Here is a 25,917-nt window from a genome sequence, read left to right as displayed (position 1 = left end):
GAGGGCTTCGCCCTGTGAACGAGTCGCTAAGAGGAATATAAAGGTGGCAGATTCATTCAAGTCGCAAAGGACTTAAGCACTCAAATAAATCCGCCGCTTCTCGCTCATAGTTCAGGTGTTAAATAACTCTTTCCTCAGCGACGCCTGCCTCTCAGCCTGAGCCCCTGCGGCGTTAGTGAAAAACGTTACTCACCCAGTAGCGCCTTTAATCGTTCACCCGCGCTCATTATTTCGTTGGAGGACAGCGGAGTATAACTAACGACAATCAATACGCCCCCCGCGAGCTCGGAAACTTCTTCAACGTGCCCCTTTAAGCAGTCAACGACCTGTTGCGGACTTTTTCCAAAGGCGCGAAGGCACAATTCTCCATCAAAAAAATTAGCCGCATTTATACGAAAAACACCGTCTCTACCATTAATATCTTTCTGGGTAGCATCGCAGGCAGCCACAACTTCGGGCCAATCGCCTCTCGTAATAGACCAATCATGCAGCGCCGCCCTGTAGGCGCCAAAAGCCTCTACATACCTAGGGAAAACTCTTTTCAATAAATTTGAGTAATCAACTTTATTGCTTGAGAACTCAACAAAGAGCGTATCATCAAATTGAGCGTCATCTTCTAAATATTTCTCACTCCGGAGCGCATATGAAACTCGCCCCTTCACGCCCGACGGGAGCACCTTGTCTAACGAGACAGAGACAATAAGCTCGCTCCCACTATCTGGAGCTTTAGGAGTACCGGCCAAATCCCACGGCGAACCTAAGCTGGACAACTTTTCCAGAAAGCGACTGTGCCTACCTTCAATAGGCTCTGAAAATAGGGGTCTATGACGAAACTCAAGTTTGTACTTAGTCATTAGGGTGCCACCCTCACAGTAATGTTTCTGATATTTTGCTCAATCAAAATATTAGTTGCTCTATCAGCCGCTTTTTGATTTGGAAATTCAAAAACCGCTTTTATGCCAGGATTTTGCTTCAACGCACTCGACACTCTCTGAACGCTTTGAATTTGTTTATCAAACGATGTAAGTGCTGTTTTTCGGTCAATTAAAGTGATGCCGCCAATGTCTTCTACACCGTCAAACTTCACGAAATTGTTACCGTTGGGATTGGGGTTGTCAAACCGTATCGCAGGTACTGCCTTACGCTGCGATAGGACATCGGAAAATGCTCCCGTTGTACCCGCTTCGAATTTCACGAACGGCTTGCTGAAGTCACCTTGAGGCTCTTGTACAAAGATTAAACCTTTATTTTCGCCCTCAAGCTTGCGCGCATCCTTAATGGTCAAAACGTCGACCTTCGACAGGTCCAATCCACCCTTAACAGGCGCTGGGATCTCTTTCGGTACTACCTTGTTTGTCGCGGCAAGCTCTCCAGCTAGCTGACCACTGAAGTATTTACTCGCACCGCCAAACAGAGCCGCCTGAGCCGCGGATTTTGCCGCTCCCCATGCCAAGTCAGACGTTGCGCTCGACTCGCCAGGAAAGGTTTGCGGAAAGAAAGAAGCCATTACTCGGTCGGGCTCGCTGGACTTGAAATCCGCTGTTATCCGGCTTGCAGAATCCCACGCCCCCACCATCGAGGTAGTGCCAAGCGCGCCCAGCCCGATTGGCAAGGCACACGTCACAACACCAACACAGGCGGGTGACGACAGCAACATGCCCGTGTAAGCGGTGGCCCCGCCCGCAAGACCCAACGCAGTGTCTTTGCTTGCGCCAATGACCTGCACCGCCTTGCCATGAGCATTGAGCGTATCGTCGCTCCAATCTTGCCAACTACGCCCGCCGAACTGGCCAGTCGATTCAAGCAAGGCGATCTCCGCAGCATAAGTCGCGCCGCGATCCTGAAGTGCCTTAAAGTCCTTATAGGATTCATGGTCGGTCGGGATCGACTCGGCGCAACCCACCAAAGCACAGGCCGCGGCATTCAAACGATCAGCTCTTTCCGGATGGAACCGTCGCTGCTCATCCAGTGCATCGGCTTGAGACTTGTGAAGTTGATGGTTGTACTGCGTAGCGTTTTTTGCCACCCAGCCGCCCTTCTCCAGCTTGCTCGCGTCCGCATCTTTTTGTGTGGCCGCTGCCAGCACGCCGACCAGTTGAGAACTCATGGACAACAATGTCTTGTCGCCCTTCACGATGTCGTTCAGTTGTACAACAAGTGCCTCATTGGCCCCGGCTGCCAATGCGCCTGTACGGAAGTCTCCACCTGTGGCTTCGGCCAACAGGCCACCGACCATTGCATGGATCGCAATCTTCGGAATTGAACCGTTATCGATGTTCCATTTTTTTGTGTAGTCGCCGACGGCATTGAAGCTTGCCGCTGCCAAGGTATTGAACAACGCAGTTTTCAGTGCCTCACTTCCGCTACCGCCCTGCCCCAACGCTTTACTCAGTAGCGTTGAAGTCCCGCCTTGCAGTGTCTGGTTCGCGGCAAACTGCCCTACACCTGTCCATGTGTTGAGCTGTGGCCCCGTAATTTGCTTGGTCGCCTGATCAGTATGAGTTCCGGTCCAGCCATCAAAATAAGCTGCGGTCAATCCAGCGGTGACACCGGAAATCGCATACCCCTTCAAAGCATCCGAAGAGGTGACATCCTTGAATACCGCCCCCAAGTTGCCGCGATTATTAACCACGCTAACCGTCGCATTGGTCGCAGCACCCGCCGCTACGGCCCCCGCTCCCGCCGCGACGGCTACGCCAGCTCCGGCACCCGCGGCAGCAGTCATTGCCAACGGCCCGACAAATGCGGCCATCAGGATCGCAATGACGATCTGCGAACCTGCACCTAAGCCGGAATTGCTGTATTTGAAGCTATCGTGGATCTCTTTGACTTGGCGCCAATCCACGTCACCGCGCTTTTCAGCATCCTTGAGCCAAGCCATATTCGGATCGGCTTTGACCATGGTATCAATGGTCTGACTAACCGTTTGCTGGTCCACCTGCCGGACATCGATCTTCAACCCATCGACCGCTTTAATAACGATTTGCCCTTGAGCGATCATTTCACTCTGGCGCAGCGTTTCGTCGGTGTTGCCTTTACCCTTGGCGCTGAACCAAGCCAGGTCACCCTTGCTCTTGGTATGGCTTTCATCATGAAGGTCTTTGACGCCTTCAAAAGCGATGGCCCCGCCACTGTTGAGAATGATGTCCTTACCACTATTTAGCTTGGCGACCTGGTAACGCTGATCACCTTCACTGATCAAGGTGAGGTTGCCGCCAGTCTTGATCTCGGTCCCAACGTTTGTGGTACGGGTTACTTCGTCGCGCTGTTCTTTCTTCGCGCCCCAACCACTGTTTTTCTTCATGTCATACAACGTATGCGTGCTGTTCTCGGCCGCCAGCAGGTTCAACTTATCCCCGCTGTACAGATACGCTTCATTGCCCGCACTGATCTTGCTCGCCACCAGCGTCGTATCGCGCCCGGCCTGGCTGGTAAAGTCGCCACCCGCCGTCAACACGCTGGCCACTTGCGTGGTCTGTTCATCCGCTGTCTTGATGCGTTTTTTGCCGTCTTTTTCTTTGCCTTCGACGTTGTGCATGTCGCTGACGGAGGCGACGTTGAGGTCGCGCCCCGCCTGGATGTTCAGGTCTTTACCGGCGGTGGCGTTGCTGCCGATGATGTTGACGTCTTGCCCGGCCTGCATGTTGAGGTTGCCGCCTGCCGTCACGGTGGCGGCGAGGTTTTTGACGTCGGTGGTGATGGTGGATTTTTCGCCGCCGTCGATGGTTTTGTGGATCACGCTGGTGTCGCTGGCGGCGACCAGGTTGAGGTCGCGGCCGGCGGTGAGGGTGGCGTCGTTGCCGGCGACCAGGGCGCCGTGGTTGTTGAGGTCGCGCCCGGCTTCGATGGCCAGGTTGCCACGCGCGGTGATGGTGCTCGCGCTGGCGTCGGTGAGGGTGCGCATGCCCACGCCTTCACGCACTTGGATCGCGGCGTTGTCGTTGGTGATGTCGCCTTTGATGCTGGCAAGGCTGACTTGGCTGCCACGAATTTCGCCGCCCATAGCGTTGCGGATGCTGTCCTGGGCCAGCAGGCTCAGGTTGTTGCCGGCTTCCATCAGGCCGCCGTTGTAAATGCTGCCGCTGCTGACGGCGGAGAGGTTGTTGCTGGCGCGCAGGGTGCCGACGTTGACCAGGTCGCCCCCGGTGACCAGGTTGAGGTCGCGGCCTTGGATCAGGCTGTTGCCGCGCACGTTGCGCGATTCGGCCTGGGCCAGGTAGAGCACCGGCACGAGGACGGTCTGGCCGTCGACCACGCGGTTTTCCATCCACACGATGTCGTGGGTCAGGGCGCCGACTTGCTGGCTGGTGAGTGTCACGCCGACGCTCAGGCGCAGGGCGTCTTTGCTGGCGAGGGCGTTGTCCATCAGGTAGCGGAATTGGTCGGCGTCGCTGAGCAAGCCACCGGCGAGGAAGCGCTGGCCGGTTTGCGCGATTACCGCGTCGCGAATCAGGCGGGTTTCGTATTGGCCATCGCCCAGTCGGCGCCAGGCGTTATCGGCGCTGAAACCGAGTTTGCCAAGCATGTAGTCGGAGCTGAAGAAGCCCGATGCGGTGGTGAACTCGGGGTTGGTTTCGATCAGGTAGTGGCTGGTGGGGTCGGCACTTTTGACGAACAGGCCGTAGTCGCCCTTGGGCAACTGGAAGTACGGCGAGGTGGTCGGGTCGACCGGGGCGAACGGCGTGCCGGTGTAGTCCACGGGCACGAAGCCGCCGCCCGGTGCAAGCGTAGCCACGGGCAACACGCTGCCGGGCGCCTGGGCGCTGGCGTCGTTGACGTGCTTGCTGAGGTTGATATTGATGCCGCCCACGGGGATGCCGGTCTGGTCGTTGCCGAGGGTGCCGGTGAGTTGCGCCAGGGTGTTGTCGTGCAGCGTGCCGTTTTGAATTTTGCGCGTTACGTTGGACAGGTCGACGGTGCCGCCGGCCTGCAGAACGGCGTCGTAGGCGAGGCCACCGTTGGGGGTCCAGGTGGTGACGTCGCTGGTGTATGAGAACGGGCGGACATTCGGCGAGCGAGCCTTTAGCTCTTCAAAGCGCGCCTTGTCGAAGTTGCCGGCGGCAGTGGCGGCATTGAACGCAGGCACGTCGATGTATTCCATGCGCTCCCACAGGTAATCGGCAACATGGCCCGGGGTGTTGATGACGAGCTTGCGCTGCCCGGTGCGTGTGCCGGAGCCTTCGTTGAGCAAGTCCTGGGCGGCGATGCTCAGGTTGCCATTGGCGGCCATCAGGCTGTTGCGGTTCTGCACGGTGTCGCCTTGCAGGACCATGTCTTGGCCGGCGACCAGCCGCGCCGAGGCCGAATCCTTGATCGCCGTTTCAAGGTAGGTCTCGTTGATGGTGATTTCGCCGCGCCGCCAATCGTCTTTCTCGCCGCAGTGTTGCATGCACACCCAGCTCAAGCTGCCGGTCTCGAGTGTCTGCCCTAACTGGAAGACGTCTTTGGCGTTCTCGATAAAGCCGGCGTTTATCCCAATAGAACCTTCACTTTCCACGGTGCCGGAGCGGTTGCTGAACAGCACCGCCCGCCCGCCATCTACGCCCGCAAACGTGAGGTTGCCTTTGCTGTAGACGTCGCCATAGCTATTGGCAAAACCATTGGCGCGCAGGGTCAGGTCGCCGCCGCTGAACAGCAGCGAATCGGCGCCATTGGTGATGCCGTTGACGGCGGTGAGATTCACCGCACCTTGAGCGCCCAGCGTGCCGCGGTTGCCGATTTGTGCCGCGGCAATGTCCAGCTGCTGACGCGCCGTGAGGAAACCAAGGCTGTCGAGGGTGCCCGCCAATTTGATCTGGGTGTTGTTGCCCGCCAGGCGCCCGCCGTTCTGGCTGAGGTTGTTGGCCGTAACGCTGAGGTTTTGCAGGGTGGCAATGCGGCCGCTGTTGGCCAGGTCACCGCTGAGCGTGATGCTCAGGTCGCCGTCGCTGAGCAGCTCGCCGCCGTTGTCGAGGCTGGCCACGTCGAGGATCAAGCCCTTGCTGCTGGCCATGCGGTCGCCGGCCTTGAGGGCCAGGCCTTGTGCGCTTCGGTAAGTGAGGGCTTCGTTGAGTTGCACGCGGCCCAGGCCGTCAACGCTGCCGAACGCCCAGTCGGCGGTGCCCAGGCCGTTGATGGTGCCCTGGCTGCCGGTGAGGCTGGCGGTGTTGATGCGGAACAGGCCGGTGCCCGCGTGCTGCAACTGGCCGCCCTGGTTGTTCAGGTGCGTGGCGTCGAGGCTGAAAGCGGTGCTGCCGAATTCGAGGGTGCCGTTCTGGTTGTTGAGGCTGCCGCTGAGGTTGAGGCTACTGGTGGCGCCGCCCAGCGTACGCAGTTGCCCGCCTGCGCTGTTGTCGAGGGTGCCGCCGCTGACGGTCAGGCCCTGGTTGGCTTCGATCAGGCCGCCTCGGTTGGTCAGCGTGTCGCGTGAGATGAGGTTGATCTGGTTGCCGCTGATCTGGCCGCCCGCGCTGTTGTCGAGCGTGGCGCCGGTGATCGTCACCTGTTCTTTACCAAACAGTTTGCCGCCACGGTTGGCCAGGGCTTCGACGGTCAATTGCAGGTTACCCAGCAGGCTGGCCATCAAGCCGCCGCTGCTGTTATCGACCGTGTTGGCCGTGACGGTCAGGGTATCGCCCTGCACGGTGCCGCCGAGGTTATCCAGGCTGGCGGTGTCGAGCTGAGTGTGCGCGCCGCCGCTGAGGATCAAGCCTTTGCGATTGCTCACGTCCTGGCCGCTGTAGCTCAGGCCTCCGTTGCCCGCCAGCAGTTGGCCGCCGTCGTTGTTCAGGTGCTGCGCTGCGATATCCAGGCGCTTGCCGCGCAGGGTGCCGCCGCTGTTGTCGAGGGTGGTGAGGGCCTTGACCAACACGCTGCGTTCGCCCGCGTCGATCACGCCACCGGCGTTGGTCAATAGGTCACTGACGTTAAGCGTCACGTCGCCGCCATTGCTGACCAGCGAGCCCTTGTTGCTGTTGTTGAGGTTCTGCGCGGTCACGTCGATCACGTTGCCGAGCAGGATGCCGGCGCTGTTGTCGAGGCGCTCGCCTTGCAGCTGCAACAGGCCTTCGCTTTGGATACGGCCTTGGGCGTTGAGCAATTGGCCCGGCCCCTTCAGCAGCAGGCTCACACCCGGCGCGCCACCGGCCAGCAGACCCACGTTGCGGTTGTCGAGGCCGGAGGCGCGTACGTCCAGGTAATCACCCACCACACGCCCGGCGCGGTTGTCGATGTTGCCGCCCGTCACGTCAAGCAGCAGCTGTTTGCCGACGATCACGCCGCTTTGGTTATCCAGGTTTGCCGCGTGCAGCTCGATATCGCCCTGCCCTGCTTGTAAGCGGCCCTGGGCGTTGTTGAGCTGTTGGGCGGTGGCCAGGGTCAGTTTGCCGGTGTTGGCGCTGAGCACGCCGTTGGCGTTGCTGCTGAGGCTGCCCGCATTGAGGTTAAGGTCGGTGCCGGCCTGGGCGAAACCCTGGCTGTTGTTGAAGGCATTGGCGACGGTGAGGTTCAGCGCGCCGTTGTCGGCCTGGATCAGGCCCTTGAGGCTGTTGTCGAGGTCGCTGGCATTCACCGTGAGGGCACTGGCGACCAGCACGCCGTTCTGGTTGTTCAGGCTGCCCGCGTTAACGGTCAGGTTGTTGGCGATGACTTGGCCGCCGCTGTTGTTGAGGTCGGCACTGGTCAGCACCAGGCTGCCGCCAGCCATTTCGATGCGGCCTTGGCGGTTGTCCAGGGACGCGCTGTCGAGTGTCGCGGCCTGGCCTTCACCGAAGCGAATCAGCCCGCCGACGTTGACGATGGCCGGCGCGTTGATCGCGAGTGTTTGTTCGCCGTATACACGGGCGGTGGCGTCTTGGTTGGTCAGCTTGGCGGTGCTGACGCTGACGGTTTTGGCCTGGATGATTGCGCCCTGGTTGGTCAGCGCTTGCGCGGCGGTGATCGCCAAGGCGCGGCTGGCCAGCAGGTTGCCGGTGGTGTTCAAGGTTTGCGTGTTCACCACCAGGTCGCCGGTGGCGTTGCGGCTGTTATCCGCCGCGACGCCAGCCTCGATGATGCCGGGGTTGGTGACGCTGGCCGCGTTGAGTTCGATGCGTTGGCCGGCGGCCACGCTCTGCTGGTTGACCAAGGCTTGGGCGCTGGTCACCTGCACGTTGCCGGTGGCGTAGACCTTGTCGGTGAGGTTGACGTTCTGTGCGGTGACTTTGATGTTACCGGTGGCCGACGTCTGCGCCATGCTCAAGTGGCCGTTGGCGTCCAGCTGGATATCGCCGCCGCTGGCGGCCAGCGTGCCGTCGAGTTTTACGCCCACACCGGCTTCGGTGCCGACCAGTTTGATCGCACCGGCGTACATGCCGCCCAAGGCCGAGGAGTCGATGGCCAATTCGGGTTTGGCGCTGCCGTCGTCGGCGCGCGCGGTGGTTTTCAGGCTTTGGGCATCGACGTCGTTGCGCCCGGCAATCACGGTCAATTCGCGCGCGTTGATCTGCGCATTGATCTTGGCCGAGCGGGTGATGATTTCGAAACGGTCGACGTTACTCGCGTTCAGGCCCTGGCCGTCGATGGTCACAGCGCCGCCATCGACCTGGTAACGCTCCAGACGGCCGTTCTGGTCAAGGATGGGTTTGCCGGTGGTCAGCGTGGCGTTGGGGGTGTTGATGAAGCCGCAGCCACTGCACGTGATGCCATAAGGGTTGGCGACGATGACTTTGGCTGACTGGCCCGCCACTTCGGTGAAACCGCGCAACTGGCTGGGGCTGCCGCCGTTGACTTCGTTGAGGATTACGCTGGCCGCGCCACCCTTGAGGTTGGGGTTGCCGACGATGTAGCCGCCCAACTGGGTATTGGTCACGGCGCCGCTGGCGTTGTTGAGGATCACGCCGTTGGGGCCGACGTTGTAGTCCTTGAATTGGTTATGCGACAAGCCACTGCCATTGGGCGTGGCGATGTTCACCACGGGCACGCCATTGCCGGCCTGGCCGACGGTGGTGCCCGGCGCGCTGACCACGATGCCTTCGGCCTGGGCCAGCAGCGGCTGCCAGAACAGCGCGTTGGCCAGGATCAGCACCAGGCCGCGCTTGGGCAGGCCGAAGAACGAGTCTCGCGGCTTCAGCGCAGCAGAAGGTTGGCGAGCCAGGAAGGCAAAGTGGCGAACATCCATTGTCATAGTCTCGATGTAACGGGGCGTTGAATTACAGGAAGAAATCCATGCGGAAGTAGATCGGCGCTTCGCGCTCGCTCATCACTGCCGGGCGTTCCAGGGAATGGGCAAAGGTCACGCTGGTGCTGACGTATTTGCCACGGGCGAACAACTCCAACGAGTTGCTGGAGACCCGGCCGTGCACTTCGCCGTTGTAGCGGCCATTGCTGATCACGCCTTGGTCGTAGCCGACGCTGGCGCCGTATTCGGCAAAGGCCGGGCGCATCCACTCCCAGGTCACTGGGCGGGCCCAGCGCACGTCGTTGCGCCAGTAACCGCCGCTGTCACCGTTCAGTTGCTGATCCTTGAAACCGCGCACTGAGGCCGAGCCACCCAGGCTCATGCGCTGGGGGCTGAACAAGATGTCTTCGCTGTGTTGGCCGGTGGCCAGGCTGGAGAAACTGAACGACTCGCCCCACAGCGTGAACGGCTGCAGGTAGCTGACGGTGGCGGTGTATTTGCGGTAGCGCGCGCTGGGCTGGCGATTGCCGTATTGATCCCGCTCCTCTTCAGATTGGGCGTCGAAAGCGCCGATGCCGTTTTGCATGCCAAGGTCGAGGTTGACGAAGGCGTTGCCGATGCGCCTGCCGTGGTTGATGCCCAGTTGCAGTTCGCTGAGGCGGTTGCTGCTGGTCTCGAGGTGAGCCTCATTGATGTAGTTGTTGGTACGCAGGTGCGCCAGGCCGACGTTGAGCGAGGTCTTGCTCACGTCATCGCGATGGATCACCCGTTCGGCGCGAAACTGGTGGTTCTGGTTGTCACCCGATTGCTTGAACTTGAAGGTGTCGGTGTAACCCAGCGCGCGGTAATCGCTCTCGCTGTAGGTGTAGCTGAAGTTCCACCAGCCCCACGGCACGTTGTAGTAGAGCATGCTGTTTTTCGAGGTTTTCTGGTGGTCGCTGACGGCGTCGTGGCCGCCGCGCAGTACCAGTTGATCGGCCAGGCCGAGCGGGCTGTCCCACTCAAGGCCGGCGCCCCACTGCTGTTCGCCGGTGCTTTTTTGCCCGTCGTTATTGCGCGACAGGCTGGCGCGCCAGGGTTTTTGCGGGACGTTCTTGACCACCACGTCGCTGCCGCCGATCTGGCTGCCGGGTGTCAGCTCCATTTGCGCCTGTTTGGAGGGCAAGCGGTTCAACTGGTCTACCAATTGTTCGACTTCGCGCAAGTTCAGCGCCTCGCCGACTTTGCCGGGAAAAGCCATGGCCAGTTCGCGGTCAGTCACCGTGCTGCCTTCGGCACTTTTCAAGGCTTCAAGTTTGCCTTCGACCACCAGCACTTGCAGATGGCCGGTGGAGAGGTCTTGTTGCGGCAGGTAGGCGCGGCTGGTGACGCGGCCCTTGGTGATGTAGTAGTCGGTGATGACCTTGAGCAACTCATTGAGCTGCGAGACGCCCAGGCACTTGCCGATGTAGGGCTTGAGCAGGCGCTCGCGGTCTGCGGCGGGCAGGCTGTCGGCGCCCTTGAGTTCGATGTCTTTTATCGCAAAGCAGCGCGTGTCGGCCGGCATGGCCGGAGCCTGGGGCTTGGCTTCTTTGCCGGGCAGGTCCTGGAGTTCTTGCAGGCGTCTTTGCTGCTCTTCAAGCAGGCGGTTTTGCCGGTCACGGATCAGGTCTTGATCCCCTGGCGTGGGGGCGGCGGTGGCACTGTTCAGGCTCAGGCAGGCGAGCAGGAAAGTGCACAGCAAATACCGAGTCCGTGGCAATAACGAAGACATGTTCGATCCATCGAAAATCAAGGGGCGGCAAACTAACATCGAACGTGCGTTGGTCCAAGAAGTTGGATTAGTTGCACATTTGCACTAGTTAAATCTGCAAGCCATTGATAAATAACAATAATTAATTATCAAAAAAGAGTTACAGCCTGTTGCTGGAAGTTTTATTCCGACAAGCGGCAACTGTTTTGATAGCGTTTCGAACAAGCGCCGATGAAATGCCATTAGTTGGCCATCAAGTTCTTGTCGAGATAGGTTAGTACCGGGGAATACAGAAAAGTTCGCGGCGGTTTTGTGAATTGGATCCCATTTATCGGATTCGCAGACGACGCACGTTGAATGTGGGCGCTGGCTTGCCTGCGATGGCCATCACCTCGGTCTGGCCGGAAGACCTCGCTGGCCGCATCGCAGGCAAGCCAGCGCCCCCATTGGCTCTTCGACGCCTACTGAATTCCTAACCGGCGCCTTTATCTTTTTCCTGCCCCGGCACCAAGGCCAGCCCTGGGCGCTCCACGTCGCGGGACACGTGCGACTTCACGTCTTCCACGCCGCCCTCCTCGTCGTTGTGGATCACCAGCACGCCGGGCTTGCGAAACTGCTCCAGGTGGCCGTCACCCAACTTGAAGCTTTCGCTCAGGTTTTTGTCCGTCAGCGCATTGGCCTCGGCACGGCGCTGGGCGAACTTGCGGCCGCGGCGTTGTTGATAACGCGCCCAGCTGATCAAGATCACCGCATTGAACAGGGCGATCCACAAGTAGATTTGCAGGGTGTTGAGCGCCGCAAAAATCGGCGCTTCAATGCGCGGGCCGCCGTGGGTTTCCAGCATCGCGGTAATCCCACGCGCCAACAGCCAAATCAGTCCAGCCCAGGCCAGCAGGGTCAACAGCACATCGATGACCCACATCACTGAATTTTGGCGAGTTCTGACCAGTTTCATGGTCACGCCTCCTCTTCGCTAGGTTTAATACCGCGGTCCGGGCTGACCCAGCGCGCGCGCTTCTGATGCTGGTTGAACAGCACCTTGGGGAAACTCACCAACGTGGTGAGCAAGCTGACCAGCCAGAACACCATCGGGTACCAAACGGTCCAGAACAGGGTTTTCCACAGGTCTTTTTCGTAGCGCCGGTCAATCAGGATGCTCACCGCAAACTGCAGCAGGCACACCATGGCCAGCACCAGCCCGGTAAACGCCGGTGGCACCAGCGAATCCACGGTGATCGCCTGTGGCAGCACCATGAACTTGCCCAAACCCCAGAAGATCACCGACAGCAGAAAGGTGAAGGCCCAACCGGTGGACAGGCAATACTCGAACAGCAGCGGCCACAGGTAACGGTGGCGCCATTGCCAGATGCCACGGATGTTTTTGAACAGCACCTCGGCGCCGCCCTGGGCCCAGCGCAGGCGTTGTTTCCACAGGCCGCCGACGGTTTCGGGCATGAGGATCCAGCACAAGGCGCGCGGCTCGTAGAAGATCGCCCAGTGATCGAGTTGCAGCTTCCAACTGACATCGATGTCCTCGGTGATCATGTCGGTGCTCCAGTAGTCGATGCGGTCCAGCGCTTTCTTGCGAAACGCCACCACCACACCCGAGACCGTGAAGATCCGCCCGAACACCCGCTGGGTGCGCTTGATCAAGCCGATGATCGAGGAGAACTCACCCACCTGCACCCGGCCGATCAAGGTGGAGCGCGTGCGAATGCGCGGGTTGCCGGTCACCGCGCCCAGGCGCGGGTTGTCCAGCATCGGCGCCACCATGTAGGCCGCCGCGTTTTTGTCGAGCAAGGCATCGCCGTCGATGCACACCAAGTACTCACTGCGCGCCGCCACGGCGCCCATGCGCAAGGCCACGGCCTTGCCCTGGTTCTGCGCCAGGTGCAGCACCCGCAGGCGTGGGTGTTCCAGCGCCAGGGCATCGAGTACCGCAGCGGTGTTGTCTTTGGAGCCGTCGTTGACGGCGATCACTTCGATGTTCGGGTACAGCTGGCCCAGCGCCGCGTGAATGGTGTCGGCAGCGTTATCACCCTCGTTGTAGCAAGGGATGATGATCGAGATCAGCGGGTTGCCGGCCAGGGTCGGCGCCGGCGTGTCCTCCTTCCAGGGCCAGTGACGCTCCCAATGCAACCAGAAGTACAACCCGCCGGCGATCCACAGCGCCGACATGAACAGCGGGTAGAAAAACACGAAGTCCATCAGGAACTGCCCGGTGACCAAAAAGATCAGGCCAAGGGGCACACCCAACACCAGCGCCAACACGAATAAAGCCAGGATTCTGTCGAACATGGTCAAGGGTTCCATTGGTTGGACAGGGCCGGACGTACCGTCTTCAGGTCCGGCGAATTTTCCAGGAAGTTGTCCGGGTAGTAGCCAAAACTCTTGACCCCCTGGCGTTTGAGCACACCCATCCATTCGGCCATTTGCGCGCCGCTGAGGTCGGGAGCCGATTGGGTACGCCAGTCCTTGGCTTGTAACTCGAAGACGGTTTTGTCCAATGCGCCGGGGCGCGCCTTGACTGTGGCAACCAGTTTTTCCAGCCAGGCATTGGAATTTTTCAGCGTTTCGCCTTCCATCAGCGGCATGGCCATCGGCGCGGTCCAGTCGTAGGTCTGGAGGAAGTCATCGAGGTTCTGTGCGAACCAGGCTTCGCTGGCCGGGTTGAGCATCGGTTCGGCGAAGATATTGCGTGCGGTCTGCACCTGCGGGCCACCGATGGCGCGGACCTTGGCGGTCAGCTCATTGGTGAAGTCGATCAGGTAACGGCTCTTCAAGCGCGTCCAGCGTTGCATCACTGCCGGGTCGGCGCGCAACGCAGCGATGGTGCCCGGCAGGCCGTTGGCGGCATAAGCCTTGAGCGCTGCGGGGCTGGCGTCTTCGAAGTCGGAAAGCACGGCATCATCGTGATACAGCACACCGTCGATGGCATTGTTGCGCGCCAAGTCTTCATAGATCTCGCCAATGATTTTGCGTACCTGCGGATCAAACGGCGACAAGCGCTGGTATTGATCCGGGTCGGGGCCAACCTTGCCGGTTTGCGGGTCCCAACGGGTCACACGCGCCAGCTTGGGATCGAGGGCGAAGCTCAGCACCGGCATCCACGCATACACACTGGCGTGGGCGCGGGTGTGCAGCTGCCAGGAGACGCGGTTGAACAGGTCGGCGCGCACCGGCAAGTGGCGGTTGGGGAAGTACAGCGAATGTACCAAACCGTCACCTTTGGGGTCGGCGAACGCTTGCAGGAACACGGTGCCTACGCCCATATCCACCACGCGCTGCACAAGCTGGTCGAGGTTGCGCGCTTGCTGGGCCGGGTCCGGGTCGTAGACGTTGTCCAGGTCCACGTGCAGCACCCGCAACGGCGCCTGGGTTTGCACCGCCACCATGCTGTTCGCAAAATGCTCGCCGTCCGGGTCGGACGCCACCAGGAAGCGCGGGCTGTTCATCAGGTTGCCGAGGCTGTCGAGGCCGTCATCCAGGGTCAGGGCCATCTGGTAGCCTTGCTCGCCGATGATCGCCAGCGACGTGCCCTTGGCCGCGCCGTATGGCCACACCCACACCCGTGGTGCCTTGCCGGTCACTGTACGGATCTTGTTGGAGATCGCTGCGACATCGGCCCGCATGCGCGCGTCAAACTGCGCTTGGGTTTCATAACGACCGGTGGCCGGATCAAAGCGCAGGCTGGTCGCAGCCGGTTCCAGGTTGCCCTGGGGGTTGGCCAGGACCCCTTTGTGATTGGCATCGGTGTGTGCGGCGACTTCCACCAGGCCGGACTGGGAGACTTCGCGAATCTGCTGCCAGGTGAGGAATTCCCCACGCGGCCGTGGTGAGCCGGCAAAGTCCACCGGTTGGTTCAGCGGCGTGTCGATCCAGCTGCCCACCGGCGCCAGCAAGGCCGGCCAGTGATAGGCACGCAGGATCGGCATGACGCGGGTGTAGAAGCTGGAGTAGCCGTCATCGAAGCTGAGCATGATGGCTTTGGGCGGCAACTCGGGGCCGCCACGACGCGCGGCCAGGATCTGGTCGACGCTGACGGCCTGGTAGCCGTTCTCCCGCAGCCAGGCCAGCTGTTCGATCAAACGCTCGGTACGCACCGCCACCACTGCCTGATCGGGGTCGCGATCCTCGACGTCGTGGTAGGCAATGCCCAGGAAATGGTTCTTCGGCCACGGCACTTCATTGGCCGGTGTCGGCCGCTCGGCGGGTGGAGTAAATGGCGCGGGTTGCTGGGCGCATGCACTGCCCAGCAATACACCAAGGACCAATAAAAAACGGCTGAGAACAGTCATGGTCAGGCTCTTCTAGAAACGGTAAGTGAGGTCGACGAGCAAGCGCAGATCGCGCTCGCGGTCACCGTCATAAGGTCGGCTGATCAGGCTCAGGTTGGCGCCCACGTCCAGCACATCGTTCCAGCGAAAGCGTTGGCCATACCCGATCAAGCCGACGCCACCGGTGGAATAATCCCGCTGGCTATACGTACCCGCACCGACTTGGAACTGCTGACTCCACTGGGTCTCGTAGCGGTGATAGAGCACATGGTTGACCGTGACGGTGGGCAACACGCTGAGGTCAGACTTGGGGTTGAAGTACACCGTGTCTTCCTTGGTGTTGCGGCTGACGCCCACTTCCAGGCCCAGGTCCACTTGCACGCCCGGCGAGCTGTAGATGCCCTCGCGGCCGGTGAGCAAGGCTTCGAGCCGGTTGTTGCCGTCGCTGAAGTGGGACGGGCTCAAGGACAGCTTCCACTCGCGGCTTTCATTCGCGCGCCAGCGGATAAAACCGCTGCCGCCATTGGCCGTGACATCGGCGTTCAGTGCCCGCAACGGTGTGGTGGTCAGCAGGTAGCCGAGGCTGGCGCCGTATTGCCAGTTGTCGTTGATGTCGCGGGCAATCGACACGCTCGCGCCTTGCTTGGAACCATAGCCGTAGGAGTGGTTGGAGACTTCGGCCTCGAGGGTCATGTCACGGGTACGCCGCTCCACGCCCACGACTTGCCAGCGATGCTGCCCGTTGCCTTCGCTGAAGTCGGCCGTGGCATACCCGGCGCCGGCGAACACCCGCCAGTCTTCGTCGAGGGGCGGGGTGTAAATCCGACTTTCAATCCCCCAATCCCGGCTGCCCGCTACCGCACCGACGTCGCCGTTATTGCCGCCACCGTAGCTTTTACCGGTGTAGGCCTCGACGCGCAGTTCGGCCATGTCGTGCACATCACGCAGGCGGCTGAGGCGCTGTACCTGGCGGCTGTCCGGGTTACGGGCCAGCACGTCATCGGTCAGCACGTCCATTTGCCGCCATTCCTGCAGGTCCATGGCGGTGTAGGCCTGGCTTACTTCCAGGCCAATATCACGCGGGGCCTGGGCCTCGGTTTCCTTGAGTATGCCCTCGGCGCGCCGCGGCAAATCACGGGCACGGTACATGTCGGCCTGGGCCAGGCGCAGGCCGACGTTACCTGGGGCTTTTGCCACCAACGCGTCCAGGCCGGCTTCGCTGCCAGGCAGGTCGCCGCCGTACACGCCGGCCTGGGCCGACAGTTGTTGCGCATCCATCCAGGCATCGTTGGGGTTACCGATGGGCAAGCCCTTGAGTTCGACCCGAGGCTTCTGGCTATTGGCGAGGCCATTGGCGACTTCGCGCGCGTCGGCGCCCTTATCGCTTTCCTGCAGGGCGTAGAACAACGCCGTGGTGTCTTCAACCCGGTCATCAGGCTCGGCATCGGCAGCACCCAGCGCCTGGCGATACAGCGGCTCGGCTTTTTCCGGCTGGCGCTGGTCGAGGTAAGACGCTGCCACCCAACGCACGGCGTAGGTGGGCAGTTGCACGCCTTCACCTTTAAGCACTTGGTATTCGCGGATCACATCAGCGGTGCGCGCCCGCGCCTTCAGCGCGCCCAGGCGGTCAATGCGCCAGCGCACTACGTCGTCGTGGGCGCTGGGGTCTGGGGTCCAGCGGGCGAGCAATTTGTCGTAGTCATTAAGGGCGCGGTCGGCGACCACGTAGCGTTCTTTCTCGGTGCGCGTGGCGAACTCGGCCATGCGTACACGCTCGGCGGCGAGGTCGCCTTCCAGGCGACGCTGGGTCACGGCGTCGAGCACGCCCGGATGCTTGGCCGACAGGCGCAGCGCCGGTTCCGGCAGCCGCGCCTTTTGCAGGGCGACGATGTATTCGCGGACCACGTCGGGTTTGTCACCGGCGCGGATAAACGCCTGGTCGAACTCGAACAGCGCGTCGTAGTTCAAGCCCGCGCGCGTCAGCGCATAGCCCAGGGCCATGCGGCGGTTGGGGTCGTTCGGTTGCGCCGCCACCAGCGCACGCGTGCGTTGCACCGCTTCTTTGGTTTGGCCGCCGTCGGCCTGGGTCAGGGCTTGGCCCAGTTGCAGGTCGACATTATTCGGCTCACGCAGCAGCGCCTGCTGATACACCGCCAAGGCCTGCGGCCACTGCTTTTGATTACGATAGGTACGCGCCACCGTGGCGAGCGCCTGAGTGGCCAGGTTGCGATTCTTGCCCTGGGCTTCGTATACCTTGAGCACTTCGGCGTCTTGCCCGGCCCAGCCGGCAATCACAATGTGATCGCTGATCTGGCCCGGCGTCTGGCGCTCGGCAGGCAGTTGGCGCAATTGGGTAAGGGCCGGCGTGAAGTTGCCGTTGCGCGCCTGAATGATCAGGGCATCGTAGGCTGGATCGGCCAAGGCAAGGCCGGGCATCAGCAGTTGGCTGCACAAGGCGGCTCCGATGAGCAGTCGCAACCGACCTGAAGCACTGATGGGGAGGTTTCGCAACATATCGTGAGCTTCCTTACCACGGAAAGCTGTAACGATAGGTGGTCCTGAGCGGTTCGCATCAGGGTGTCGGCGTCTAGTGACCCGACTAAGCTTTCCTGTAGGAACTATCCCTTAGGAATGTAGGGAAATGCCCAATTCAAAACAATTGTTCAGAATTGTCCCCACATCAGAAAAGCCAATGGGGCAGCAGACTTACCTGAGCTAACCGGTGACAGTCGGCCTGGACGCCGACTGTTTGACCGCTGCCTCAGGCAACGCTGCTCCCCATTATTTATTTCTTACTGATGTAAGAAATTTTACTGCGCACCGCTGACCGCACCCACTTTGGCCATGACAAAGCCAATGAATTGCTCGACGGTCATCTTCTGGCCGTTGAAGGTCACTTCATTGTTGGCGTAGTGCAGCTTGGAAACTACGTCAGTATCCACCAGGGTCGCCAGTTGCGTGCCGACCGCCATGCCGCTGACCATATCGGCCGCCATCTGCGATTGCTGCTCGATGGCTTTAGGGTCGGTCACGCCACCCACTTGCGCTTGCAGGGCAGCCACATCACCGATCATTGGCTTGGACAGGGTCAGGTTGGCATCCAGCAGTGCGATGACCTGCTTGCCCAGCTCAACCGGCGGCAGCTCCATCGAGGCGGGTTTGGTCAGGCCCACCACCAGGTTGAATTTGCTTTCGCCATGGGTGGTTTTCAGCGACAGGTTTTCTACCGCCACTTGCGGCTTGGCAGCCAGCACCTGGTTGACGTTGGCCTCGGCCAGGGTTTGTTCGGCTTCGGTCAGTTGCAGCTCAGGCACGGGCTGGCCGGCGGCGGCAGCGGCTTGCACCGGCTGCATCTTGTCCTGGTAAAGCTTGGTCAGCACCAGCATCGCCGGGATGTCGACGTTCTTCATGCTCAGGGCCATGGCGGCCGAGCCGACTGGCTTACCCTGGTAACCGATCTCGTCGATCTTGTAGTCGACGCGGCCGGCCAGGTTGTTGTCCTTGGTTTCGCTGGTGTCTTTCTGCTCGAAGCCTTTGAGCGTCAGCACGGATTTCTGCGGGCCGAAGGTCACTTTGGTGTCGGTCAGCTCAACGGTGTTTTGCCCGGTGTAGAAACCGAACGTGGATTTCGCCAGATTGCTGGCCAAGGTCAGGCCGGACAGTTCAGCTTCGAACGGCGCACCGTTGGCATCGATCACGGCGACCTTGAGGCTGTTCATGTAGCCGCTGGCCTTGACCTTCTGGCCTTCGGCGCTGCTGTCGAAGTCCAGGTTGGCGCCCGAGAAGCTGACCGAAGACTTGTCGTCCTTGAGCTCCAAGGGCAGCAGTTCAACGTTGCCGCTGACCGAGCGGTTGTAGCCAATATTGGCCACGCCTTTAAGCGGCGACACGTCTTTGCTGGCGGCGAACCATTTTTCAGTGGTGGCGTTCTTTTCCAGTTCATAGTGACTGGTGGCCATGACCGGCAGCCATTTCAGCGAGACCAGACGCGAGAACGGCAGCGGGCCGTGTTCGATGTGGTCGACGAACAGCAGCTCAGGGTTCGGGTTGTCTTCACCGAATACACTGCCCTGGCCTTTAAGGCGGTAGTGCGCGGTGCTGCTGAACAGGCCACGGTCCAGGGACACCAGCTCCAGGTTCACGCTGCCGTCGACGCCGGCCATGGAGGTCTGCAGTTCCTGGTTGGCGCTCTGGATCGCGGTCTGCAGCACCGGCTCCAGTTGCTTACCGGTGTACCAGGCGCCGCCTGCACTGACGACGCCAACGGCGACAACGAAACCCAAAAGAACAACTGCTGGCTTATTCATGAAGTGACCTGATCAAATCCTGTGAGAAGTGGGCTGTCTTCCTTGAACCCCGAGGGGGTTGGCTCAAGCCCGCCGAAAACGGGGGAAGATTAGCACTGGCGGCCGCGAACGGCCCAGCTTTTCAGAGGGGTCGGCTCAGCAGTTGGTTCACGAGTACTCCAATTCAATCTCGTCGAGCTGGTGATCGAAACTCTTCAGGCGTGCCGTCCAGGTGTACACCAGCACCTCAAACTCACGGTGTATCACGGCATTGCTCGGGGTTTCGGCCTTGGGGTCACAGAAGTCCAGTTGATAGCGCTCGCGGGCCATCGCGTTGGCCACGTCGGACAATTCCCTCGCATTGTTCAGCCAATGCCTACCGTCGGCTACCTGCTGATCGAGCAGGACACATTGCTTTTTCAGGGCTTCGAGGCTTTTTTCCAGGGGCGTGCCGGTGAGTTCGCCCATGACTTCCTGAAAGGTGCGGCCAGGCTGCCAGTAACTGCCCCAGAAATAGCGATCAAACACGGTTTCGACGCGTCGCAGAGCCACCTTGGTGTCCCAGATCGCCACGCGGGTCTTGCCTTGTTCGAGCAGTTTTCGTTTCACCCGTTGGTTTTGGTAGGACGCCCACGCCACGACGCCGATGGACAAGGTGCCAATCACCAGGCAGGCGCTGTCGAGGAACACCATGGCCTTATCGAGTTGATGGGCGAGCATGACGCCGTAGAAGTAAGCAGCCGATAACAATACCAGTGCGAAGAGCACGCACCAGAAAGCGGGAGCATAAGGGTTTTTCATTATTGGAATCCCCATGAGCAAACGCGAGCAGTGTCAGGCGGGCCTCTGCGCGGCCCGCCTGACAAAGCATAGCTTTTCGCTCAGGGTTTGCCGGGCTGTGACGCTTGCGTTCGTCCGCTTTCCCAACCGCCGCCCAAGGCCAGGAACAGATCGATCTGGCTCATGGCAACTTGGGTGTTTGCCGCCGCCAGCTGCGCGCGCACATCAGTGTAGGTGCGAGTGGCTTGCAGGTCGGCCAGGAACGAGGCACGGCCGGCCTGGAAGAAGCGGTGCGTCTGCTCCGAGGCTTGCTTGGCCGATTCGCCGGCATCGGCCAATGCGTCACGGCGTTGCAACTGCGCGGTGTACTGCGCAAGCCCGGTCTGGGTCTCGCGGATGGCGTTGAGCACCACGCCGTCGAAGTGGGCCAGGGCGCCCTGGGTCGCAGCTTCGGCTTCGTGAATGCGTGCCCGGGCACCGTTGGTCGGCACCGACCAACTGATCAGCGGGCCAAAGCCCCAGCGGTTGGTCGCAGGCGTACCCAGGTCATCGAGAAGACCGACCGTGCCCACGGTGGCGCCGATACTGATGTCCGGGTACAACGCGCCCGTGGCCACGCCGATACGCGCGGTGGCGGCGGCCAGTTGGCGCTCGGCCTGGCGTACGTCGGGGCGGCGTTTGAGCAGGGTCGCGCCGTCGCCCACGGGCAGCAATTGGGCGATGTGCGGCAGCTCGGCGCAGGTGTTAGTGCCTGTCGGCAGTTGGTCTACAGGCTTGGCCAGCAGCATCGACAACCGGAACAGGCCCGCCTGGCGTAACGCTTCGTAGCGCGGCATGTCGGCGCGCAACGATTTGTATTGGGTTTGCGAACGCGTCACCTGGGTTTCGTCACCGCGCCCGGCGTCACGCAGGCGCTGGGTCAGCTGGGTGCTCTGGGCTTGCAGGTCGAGGGATTCGTTGGCAATGGCCAGTTCTTCGTTGGCCGCGCACACCTGGGTATACGAACGCACCACATCCGCCACCAGCGTAATGCGCGCGATGTCCGCTGCAGCCTGGGCGGCGTCGGTGGTGGCCTGGGCGCTTTCAATGCCGCGCTGCAAGGTGCCGAACAAGTCGAACTGGTAAGAGGTGCTGATGCTGGCGCTGCCGATGTTGCCGACCGGGACTTTTTCGGTCAGCAAAAACGACTCACCTGATTCCTGCAAACGTTGGGCCTCAGCCTTGGCGCCGGCACTCCAGCCGCCTGCGGATTGCGCCTCTTGGGTCTGGAAACGCGCGCGTTGCAGGTTGGCAGCCGCCACACGCAGGTCAGTGTTGGAGGCCATGGCCTGACGCACCAGCTCATCCAGGCGCGGGTCTTTGTAGAGCTTCCACCAGTCGGCAGGCACCGGCGCCGAGACCACGTTGCCACCCTCGCCCGCGATCTGCCCTTGCAGGTCGCCACGGTTGATCGCGGACTTCTCCGGCAGTTTGTAATCGGGGCCCACCACTTGGCAGGCCGACAGCAGCAAACCCAGGCCAGCCGTGGCCAGCAGCGCCGCCGGTTTCATGGTTTTTCTCCCTGCTGCGCTTGTTCTTTGGCGGCGGTCTTGTCGTCGATAATCGACACTGTGGCCGTACGCCCGGCGATCATGCGGAAGTCTGCCGGTACCTCATCAAAGGCGATGCGCACCGGAATCCGCTGGGCCAGGCGCACCCAGCTGAACGCCGGGTTGACGTTGGGCAGCAGGTTGGAGCCGCTGCTGCGGTCGCGGTCTTCGATACCGGCGACGATGCTCTGCACATGGCCACGCAGGCGCGCGTTGTCGCCGATCACACGGATATCGACGGCCATGCCGACGTGAATGCCGTCGAGCTTGGTCTCTTCAAAGTAACCGTCGATGTGGAACGAGTTGCTGTCCACCACCGACAACACCGGGCGCCCCGCGGTGACGAACTCCTGAGTGCGCGGCGCACGGTCGTTGACGTAGCCGTCTACAGGGCTGCGGATCACCGAGCGGTCGAGGTTGAGCTGGGCGGCGTCCACGGTCACCTGCGCCTCGGCCAGGGCCGATTGGGCACGGGCCACGCGGGACTGGCTTTCTTCCAGCTGTTCGCTCGGCACCAGGTTGCCCAGGCCACGGTTACGTTTGTTCTCGCGTTGGGCCTGGGCCAGGGTTTCCTGGCGGTCGGCCACGGCGGCCTGGGCTTGGCGCAGGGCCAGCTTGAAGCGGTCCTGGTCCACGGCAAACAGCACCTGGCCCTTGGTCACGAGCTGGTTGTCGCGCACGTCGACCCGCTGGATCAACCCGGAGACGTCCGGCGCGATCTGCACGATGTCGGCACGGATATGCCCGTCTCGGGTCCAGGGTGCAAACATGTAGTACATGACCATGCGCCACACGACGACGACAGCGAAGCTCACTATCAATAACGTCAGGACTACACGGCCGATGGTCAAAAAAGGTTTTTTCATGTCATCAGGTATCGACTGAGTGAGTCCACCGCGCCCAGCAACAGCGCGTAGAGCCCCACATTGAACAATGCCCGGTGCCAGACCAGGCGATAGAAGTGAATGCGCGTCAACAGCCCGTGCACCACCAGAAACAACACGTACGTAATGCCCATCAGCACCAGCAGCGTGGGCAGGAAGACCCCGCTGATATCCAGATCACCGATCATAAAGGCGCTCCATCAGGCAGCGGCGCTTCCATTTCGGTGCCACCAATAAATTCCACGCCGGGCAGCAACGACAGGCGCAGGCCGGCCAGTGCGTGCAGCAGGTGCAGGCGGGTGTCGTCTTCGTCTTGCAGGCCTTGGCCGTTGAGGGCGCGGCGCGTGCGGTCGAGCGTCATCAGCAGACCGCTGGGCGCAGGCAAGCGTTCACCCGCTTTGAGGCACGCTTTGAAGTAACCGCCGACGCCTTCGACCACTTGATTGAGCAGCACCCGTGGCACGCCGTAGATGCGTGGCGAGTAGGCCAGCAGGTCGAGCAGGTTCAGCGCCACACGCAGATCACGCAGGGCGGTGCCGGTGTCCTGGTTGATCAGGGCAAGGCGCGGCAGGTGCTGCATCAGGCGGTCGAGCATTTGCGCGGCCATGTGCCGGTGTTCGGCCAGGGTCGCAGGCTCGGTCAGGCTGACGATGTCGCGCCAGCTGAAGCGCGTCAGGCGCTTGGCCGCCAGTTCGGCGCCGAACGGGCGCGCGATCAAGGTCCACACAAACGCGAACAGCAAGCCCACCGGCCCGGCCAGGTTGACGTTGGCGAAGTTCAGGAAGTCGGCGTCGTAGGCGCCCTGGATGCTGATAAACGACGAGGTGTTGACCAGCGTCAGCAGCATGCCGAGGTAAAAACGTGGCTGCACGGTGAGCGTGCCGATGCAGATAAACGGCACCGCAAACGCGAGCACCAGCATCGGGAAATCGTGCAGGTTGGGCAGCACCAGAAACAGGTAGAGGCTGGCGAACAACACCGACATCGCGGTCCAGAAAAAGAACCGGTAGATCTGCGGCGCCGGGTCGTCCATCGAGGCGAAGAAGCTGCAGGCCACGGCAGCCAGAATCACAGCGCTGCCGCCGTCGGTCCAGCCCAGCAGAATCCACAACACCGAGGCGACGATGATCGCGGTGACCGTAGAAAACGCCGAGTAGAACATCAGGCCACGGTCGAGGAACGGCGTGAGCCGGCCCAGGCGCCAGTGGCGGTACACGGCGCGCCAGGTGTCCTGGCTTTCGCACTGGATGGCGGCTTGCAGGCTGCGGCAGTCTTGCCACAGGTCGATCCACTCAGCCAGGCGATACAGCGCATTGGAGAACAGCAACGTGTGGCGGTCGTCCAGCGCTTCGCCTTGGGGTTGCAGGGCATCGACCTGATCACGCAGCACGCGCCAGCTCTCCAGTGGGGCATTTTGCGTGGTGTTTTCCAGCCATTGACGGGTGGCCTCCAGCACCGGCGTGATGCGCTCGAGAAACTCCGGCGCGCGGTGTTCGATGGCATACAGCGCATCGTCGAGCGCATCCACCACCGGCAGCAGGTGAATCATGCGCCCGCGCAGTTCCTTGGTGTTACGCACCGTTTGCGGGCGGGCGCCTTCGTGGGGCAACTGGCCGATCATCAATTCGAGCGTGTTGAACGTGGCGACCATGCCGCTGCGCAGCGTGCTGATCTCTTCGGTCTCCACATTGCGCGTCAGGAAGCGCAGGCTGTAGACCTGCGCGTCGGCAAACCACTTGGCCACCGAGCCGTCGAACACCGGCATCAGGCGACGCGGCCAGAACATCGCGCCCACCACCGCTGCCACGGCGATGCCGAGAAAGATTTCTTCGGTACGCGCCTCGGCCACATCCCACACCGCCAGGGGGTTATCCACTACCGGCAGGGCGATCAACGGCAAGGTGTAGCCGGCCAGCATCAGCGCGTAGTTGTTCGCGGTGCGCAGGTGCATGGACAGGAACAGCAAAATACCGGTCCACAGCGCAATCACCACCACCAGCACATACGGCGACTGCACGAACATCGGCACAAAAATCACCGCCGCCGCTGCGCCCATAAAGGTGCCGATGGCGCGGTACAACGCTTTGGAACTGGTCGGCCCGACAAACGGGCTGGAAACGATATACACCGTGGCCATCGCCCAGTACGGACGTGGCATTTGCATGAGCATGGCGATGTACAGCGCAATCATTGATGCGGCGAAGGTACGCACCCCATAGAACCAGTCGCGGGCAGGCGGAAAGCCGGTAAAAAATCCGTTCAAGAGGTCGCCTCGGCCGCCTCAAAGGCCCGCAGTACACGCAACGCCGCTTCAAGATCGCTCTGGGCAATATCCGCCAACACATCTTTGCGCAGGCGCACCAGTTGCACCTCAACCGCTTGCACCAGCTCACGGCCGCGCTCGGTGAGGCTCAAGGCCTTGGCGCGGCGGTCGTGGACGTCTTCGGTACGGCACACGTAGCCACCGGCGCACAACTGATCGAGCAGGCGCACCAGCGACGGGCTTTCCATGCCGGATGCCTGGGCGACTTTTACCTGATGCACACCGTCGCCCAAGCGGCCGATCATCAACAAAGGCACGGCGCAGGCTTCGGAAATACCGTAGCTCACCAGCGTGGTCTGGCAGATTTTGCGCCAGTTACGGGCGCCCACCACCATGCTGCTGCTGAGGTTCATCTGGAGTTGTTCGAGGGTTTGAGGCACTGGAGTGTTCGCATACAGTTAGTTTGCTAACTATCAATATGGTCGATGGATCCAGAGCAGTCAAGTTTTGAAACACATTTGTGATGGATGGCGCGGGGCTGTGGGTAAGTGGTTACTGATCGTTCCCACGCTCTGCGTGGGAATGCAGCCCTGGACGTTTCGCGTCTGCTCTTGAAGTCGTGACGCAGAGCGTCACAGGAGGCATTCCCACGCGGAGCGTAGGAACGATCAAAGTAGAGTGTTTGAAGAGTTTTTTACACCCCGCGCCCCTGCCGCAACAACACACTCAACTGATCCACCACTTCCGCCCAATCCGCGTCTTCTCGAATCCCATCGCGCAAAAACGCTCTCTGGCTGTCCGTCCAGAAAAACGCATCCGCCAAATGCAGTTCAGGCTTGAGCGGTGAATGCACCGCCACGAACTGCTCGATGCTTACCGGGTCGTCCGGCAGCCCCAGCTGTTTGAACAGTGACGGCAAGCTGTGCACAGGCGATTCCATGGCAGGCTCCAAATAAAGAAGTGTTAAGTG

15 protein-coding genes are annotated in these 25,917 nt (G+C 61.1%); all 15 read right to left on the bottom strand.

Features of this window, described 5'->3' with window-relative positions; all coding sequences use genetic code 11:
• Nucleotides 1-185 precede the first annotated feature (185 nt).
• The gene (locus ACA065_RS00815) at nucleotides 186-854 is read right to left on the bottom strand and encodes a hypothetical protein (protein ID WP_497692916.1); all 669 of its coding nucleotides are present in this window, start codon (nucleotides 852-854) and stop codon (nucleotides 186-188) included.
• Nucleotides 854-9,136 (bottom strand): two-partner secretion domain-containing protein, encoded by an 8,283-nt coding sequence (locus ACA065_RS00810; RefSeq protein WP_497692915.1) that lies wholly within the window; start codon nucleotides 9,134-9,136, stop codon nucleotides 854-856. The genes ACA065_RS00815 and ACA065_RS00810 overlap by 1 nt, the downstream gene beginning before the upstream one ends.
• 31 nt (nucleotides 9,137-9,167) lie before the next feature.
• Nucleotides 9,168-10,889, bottom strand: coding sequence for a ShlB/FhaC/HecB family hemolysin secretion/activation protein (locus ACA065_RS00805; RefSeq protein ID WP_497692914.1), 1,722 nt, complete (start codon nucleotides 10,887-10,889; stop codon nucleotides 9,168-9,170).
• Between the two features lie 451 nt (nucleotides 10,890-11,340).
• Entirely contained in the window at nucleotides 11,341-11,823 is a 483-nt protein-coding gene (gene pgaD, locus ACA065_RS00800) for a poly-beta-1,6-N-acetyl-D-glucosamine biosynthesis protein PgaD (protein ID WP_497692913.1), read from the bottom strand.
• A 2-nt stretch (nucleotides 11,824-11,825) separates the two neighbouring features.
• Nucleotides 11,826-13,166 carry a poly-beta-1,6-N-acetyl-D-glucosamine synthase gene (gene pgaC / locus ACA065_RS00795; RefSeq protein ID WP_497692912.1) on the bottom strand — a complete coding sequence of 447 codons (1,341 nt, stop codon included), beginning with the start codon at nucleotides 13,164-13,166 and terminating at the stop codon, nucleotides 11,826-11,828.
• A 2-nt stretch (nucleotides 13,167-13,168) separates the two neighbouring features.
• Complete coding sequence (gene pgaB / locus ACA065_RS00790) at nucleotides 13,169-15,166, bottom strand: poly-beta-1,6-N-acetyl-D-glucosamine N-deacetylase PgaB (protein ID WP_497692911.1); 1,998 nt, start codon at nucleotides 15,164-15,166, stop codon at nucleotides 13,169-13,171.
• 12 nt (nucleotides 15,167-15,178) lie between these two features.
• Nucleotides 15,179-17,659 carry a poly-beta-1,6 N-acetyl-D-glucosamine export porin PgaA gene (gene pgaA, locus ACA065_RS00785; RefSeq protein ID WP_497692910.1) on the bottom strand — a complete coding sequence of 827 codons (2,481 nt, stop codon included), beginning with the start codon at nucleotides 17,657-17,659 and terminating at the stop codon, nucleotides 15,179-15,181.
• Nucleotides 17,660-17,955: 296 nt separating this feature from the next.
• Nucleotides 17,956-19,452, bottom strand: a complete 1,497-nt coding sequence (locus ACA065_RS00780) for a YdgA family protein (protein ID WP_497692909.1) — start codon at nucleotides 19,450-19,452, stop codon at nucleotides 17,956-17,958.
• 147 nt (nucleotides 19,453-19,599) lie between these two features.
• On the bottom strand, nucleotides 19,600-20,232 hold the full coding sequence (locus ACA065_RS00775) for an NADH:ubiquinone oxidoreductase subunit N (protein ID WP_497692908.1): 633 nt from the start codon (nucleotides 20,230-20,232) through the stop codon (nucleotides 19,600-19,602).
• A gap of 80 nt (nucleotides 20,233-20,312) precedes the next feature.
• Nucleotides 20,313-21,761, bottom strand: a complete 1,449-nt coding sequence (locus ACA065_RS00770; protein WP_497692907.1) for an efflux transporter outer membrane subunit — start codon at nucleotides 21,759-21,761, stop codon at nucleotides 20,313-20,315.
• On the bottom strand, nucleotides 21,758-22,666 hold the full coding sequence (locus ACA065_RS00765) for an efflux RND transporter periplasmic adaptor subunit (RefSeq protein ID WP_497692906.1): 909 nt from the start codon (nucleotides 22,664-22,666) through the stop codon (nucleotides 21,758-21,760). The genes ACA065_RS00770 and ACA065_RS00765 overlap by 4 nt, the downstream gene beginning before the upstream one ends.
• A complete protein-coding gene (locus tag ACA065_RS00760) occupies nucleotides 22,663-22,872 on the bottom strand; it encodes a DUF1656 domain-containing protein (RefSeq protein ID WP_016969155.1) in 210 nt (69 codons plus the stop codon). The genes ACA065_RS00765 and ACA065_RS00760 overlap by 4 nt, the downstream gene beginning before the upstream one ends.
• The gene (locus tag ACA065_RS00755) at nucleotides 22,869-24,947 is read right to left on the bottom strand and encodes an FUSC family protein (protein ID WP_497692905.1); all 2,079 of its coding nucleotides are present in this window, start codon (nucleotides 24,945-24,947) and stop codon (nucleotides 22,869-22,871) included. The genes ACA065_RS00760 and ACA065_RS00755 overlap by 4 nt, the downstream gene beginning before the upstream one ends.
• The gene (locus tag ACA065_RS00750; RefSeq protein WP_159953573.1) at nucleotides 24,944-25,360 is read right to left on the bottom strand and encodes a MarR family winged helix-turn-helix transcriptional regulator; all 417 of its coding nucleotides are present in this window, start codon (nucleotides 25,358-25,360) and stop codon (nucleotides 24,944-24,946) included. The genes ACA065_RS00755 and ACA065_RS00750 overlap by 4 nt, the downstream gene beginning before the upstream one ends.
• Nucleotides 25,361-25,641: 281 nt before the next feature.
• Nucleotides 25,642-25,887 (bottom strand): DUF2789 domain-containing protein, encoded by a 246-nt coding sequence (locus tag ACA065_RS00745; RefSeq protein ID WP_497692904.1) that lies wholly within the window; start codon nucleotides 25,885-25,887, stop codon nucleotides 25,642-25,644.
• Nucleotides 25,888-25,917: the final 30 nt, after the last annotated feature.

It is taken from the genome of Pseudomonas sp. LBUM1640, from assembly GCF_059716225.1.
This window is presented reverse-complemented; position numbering and strand designations above follow the sequence as displayed.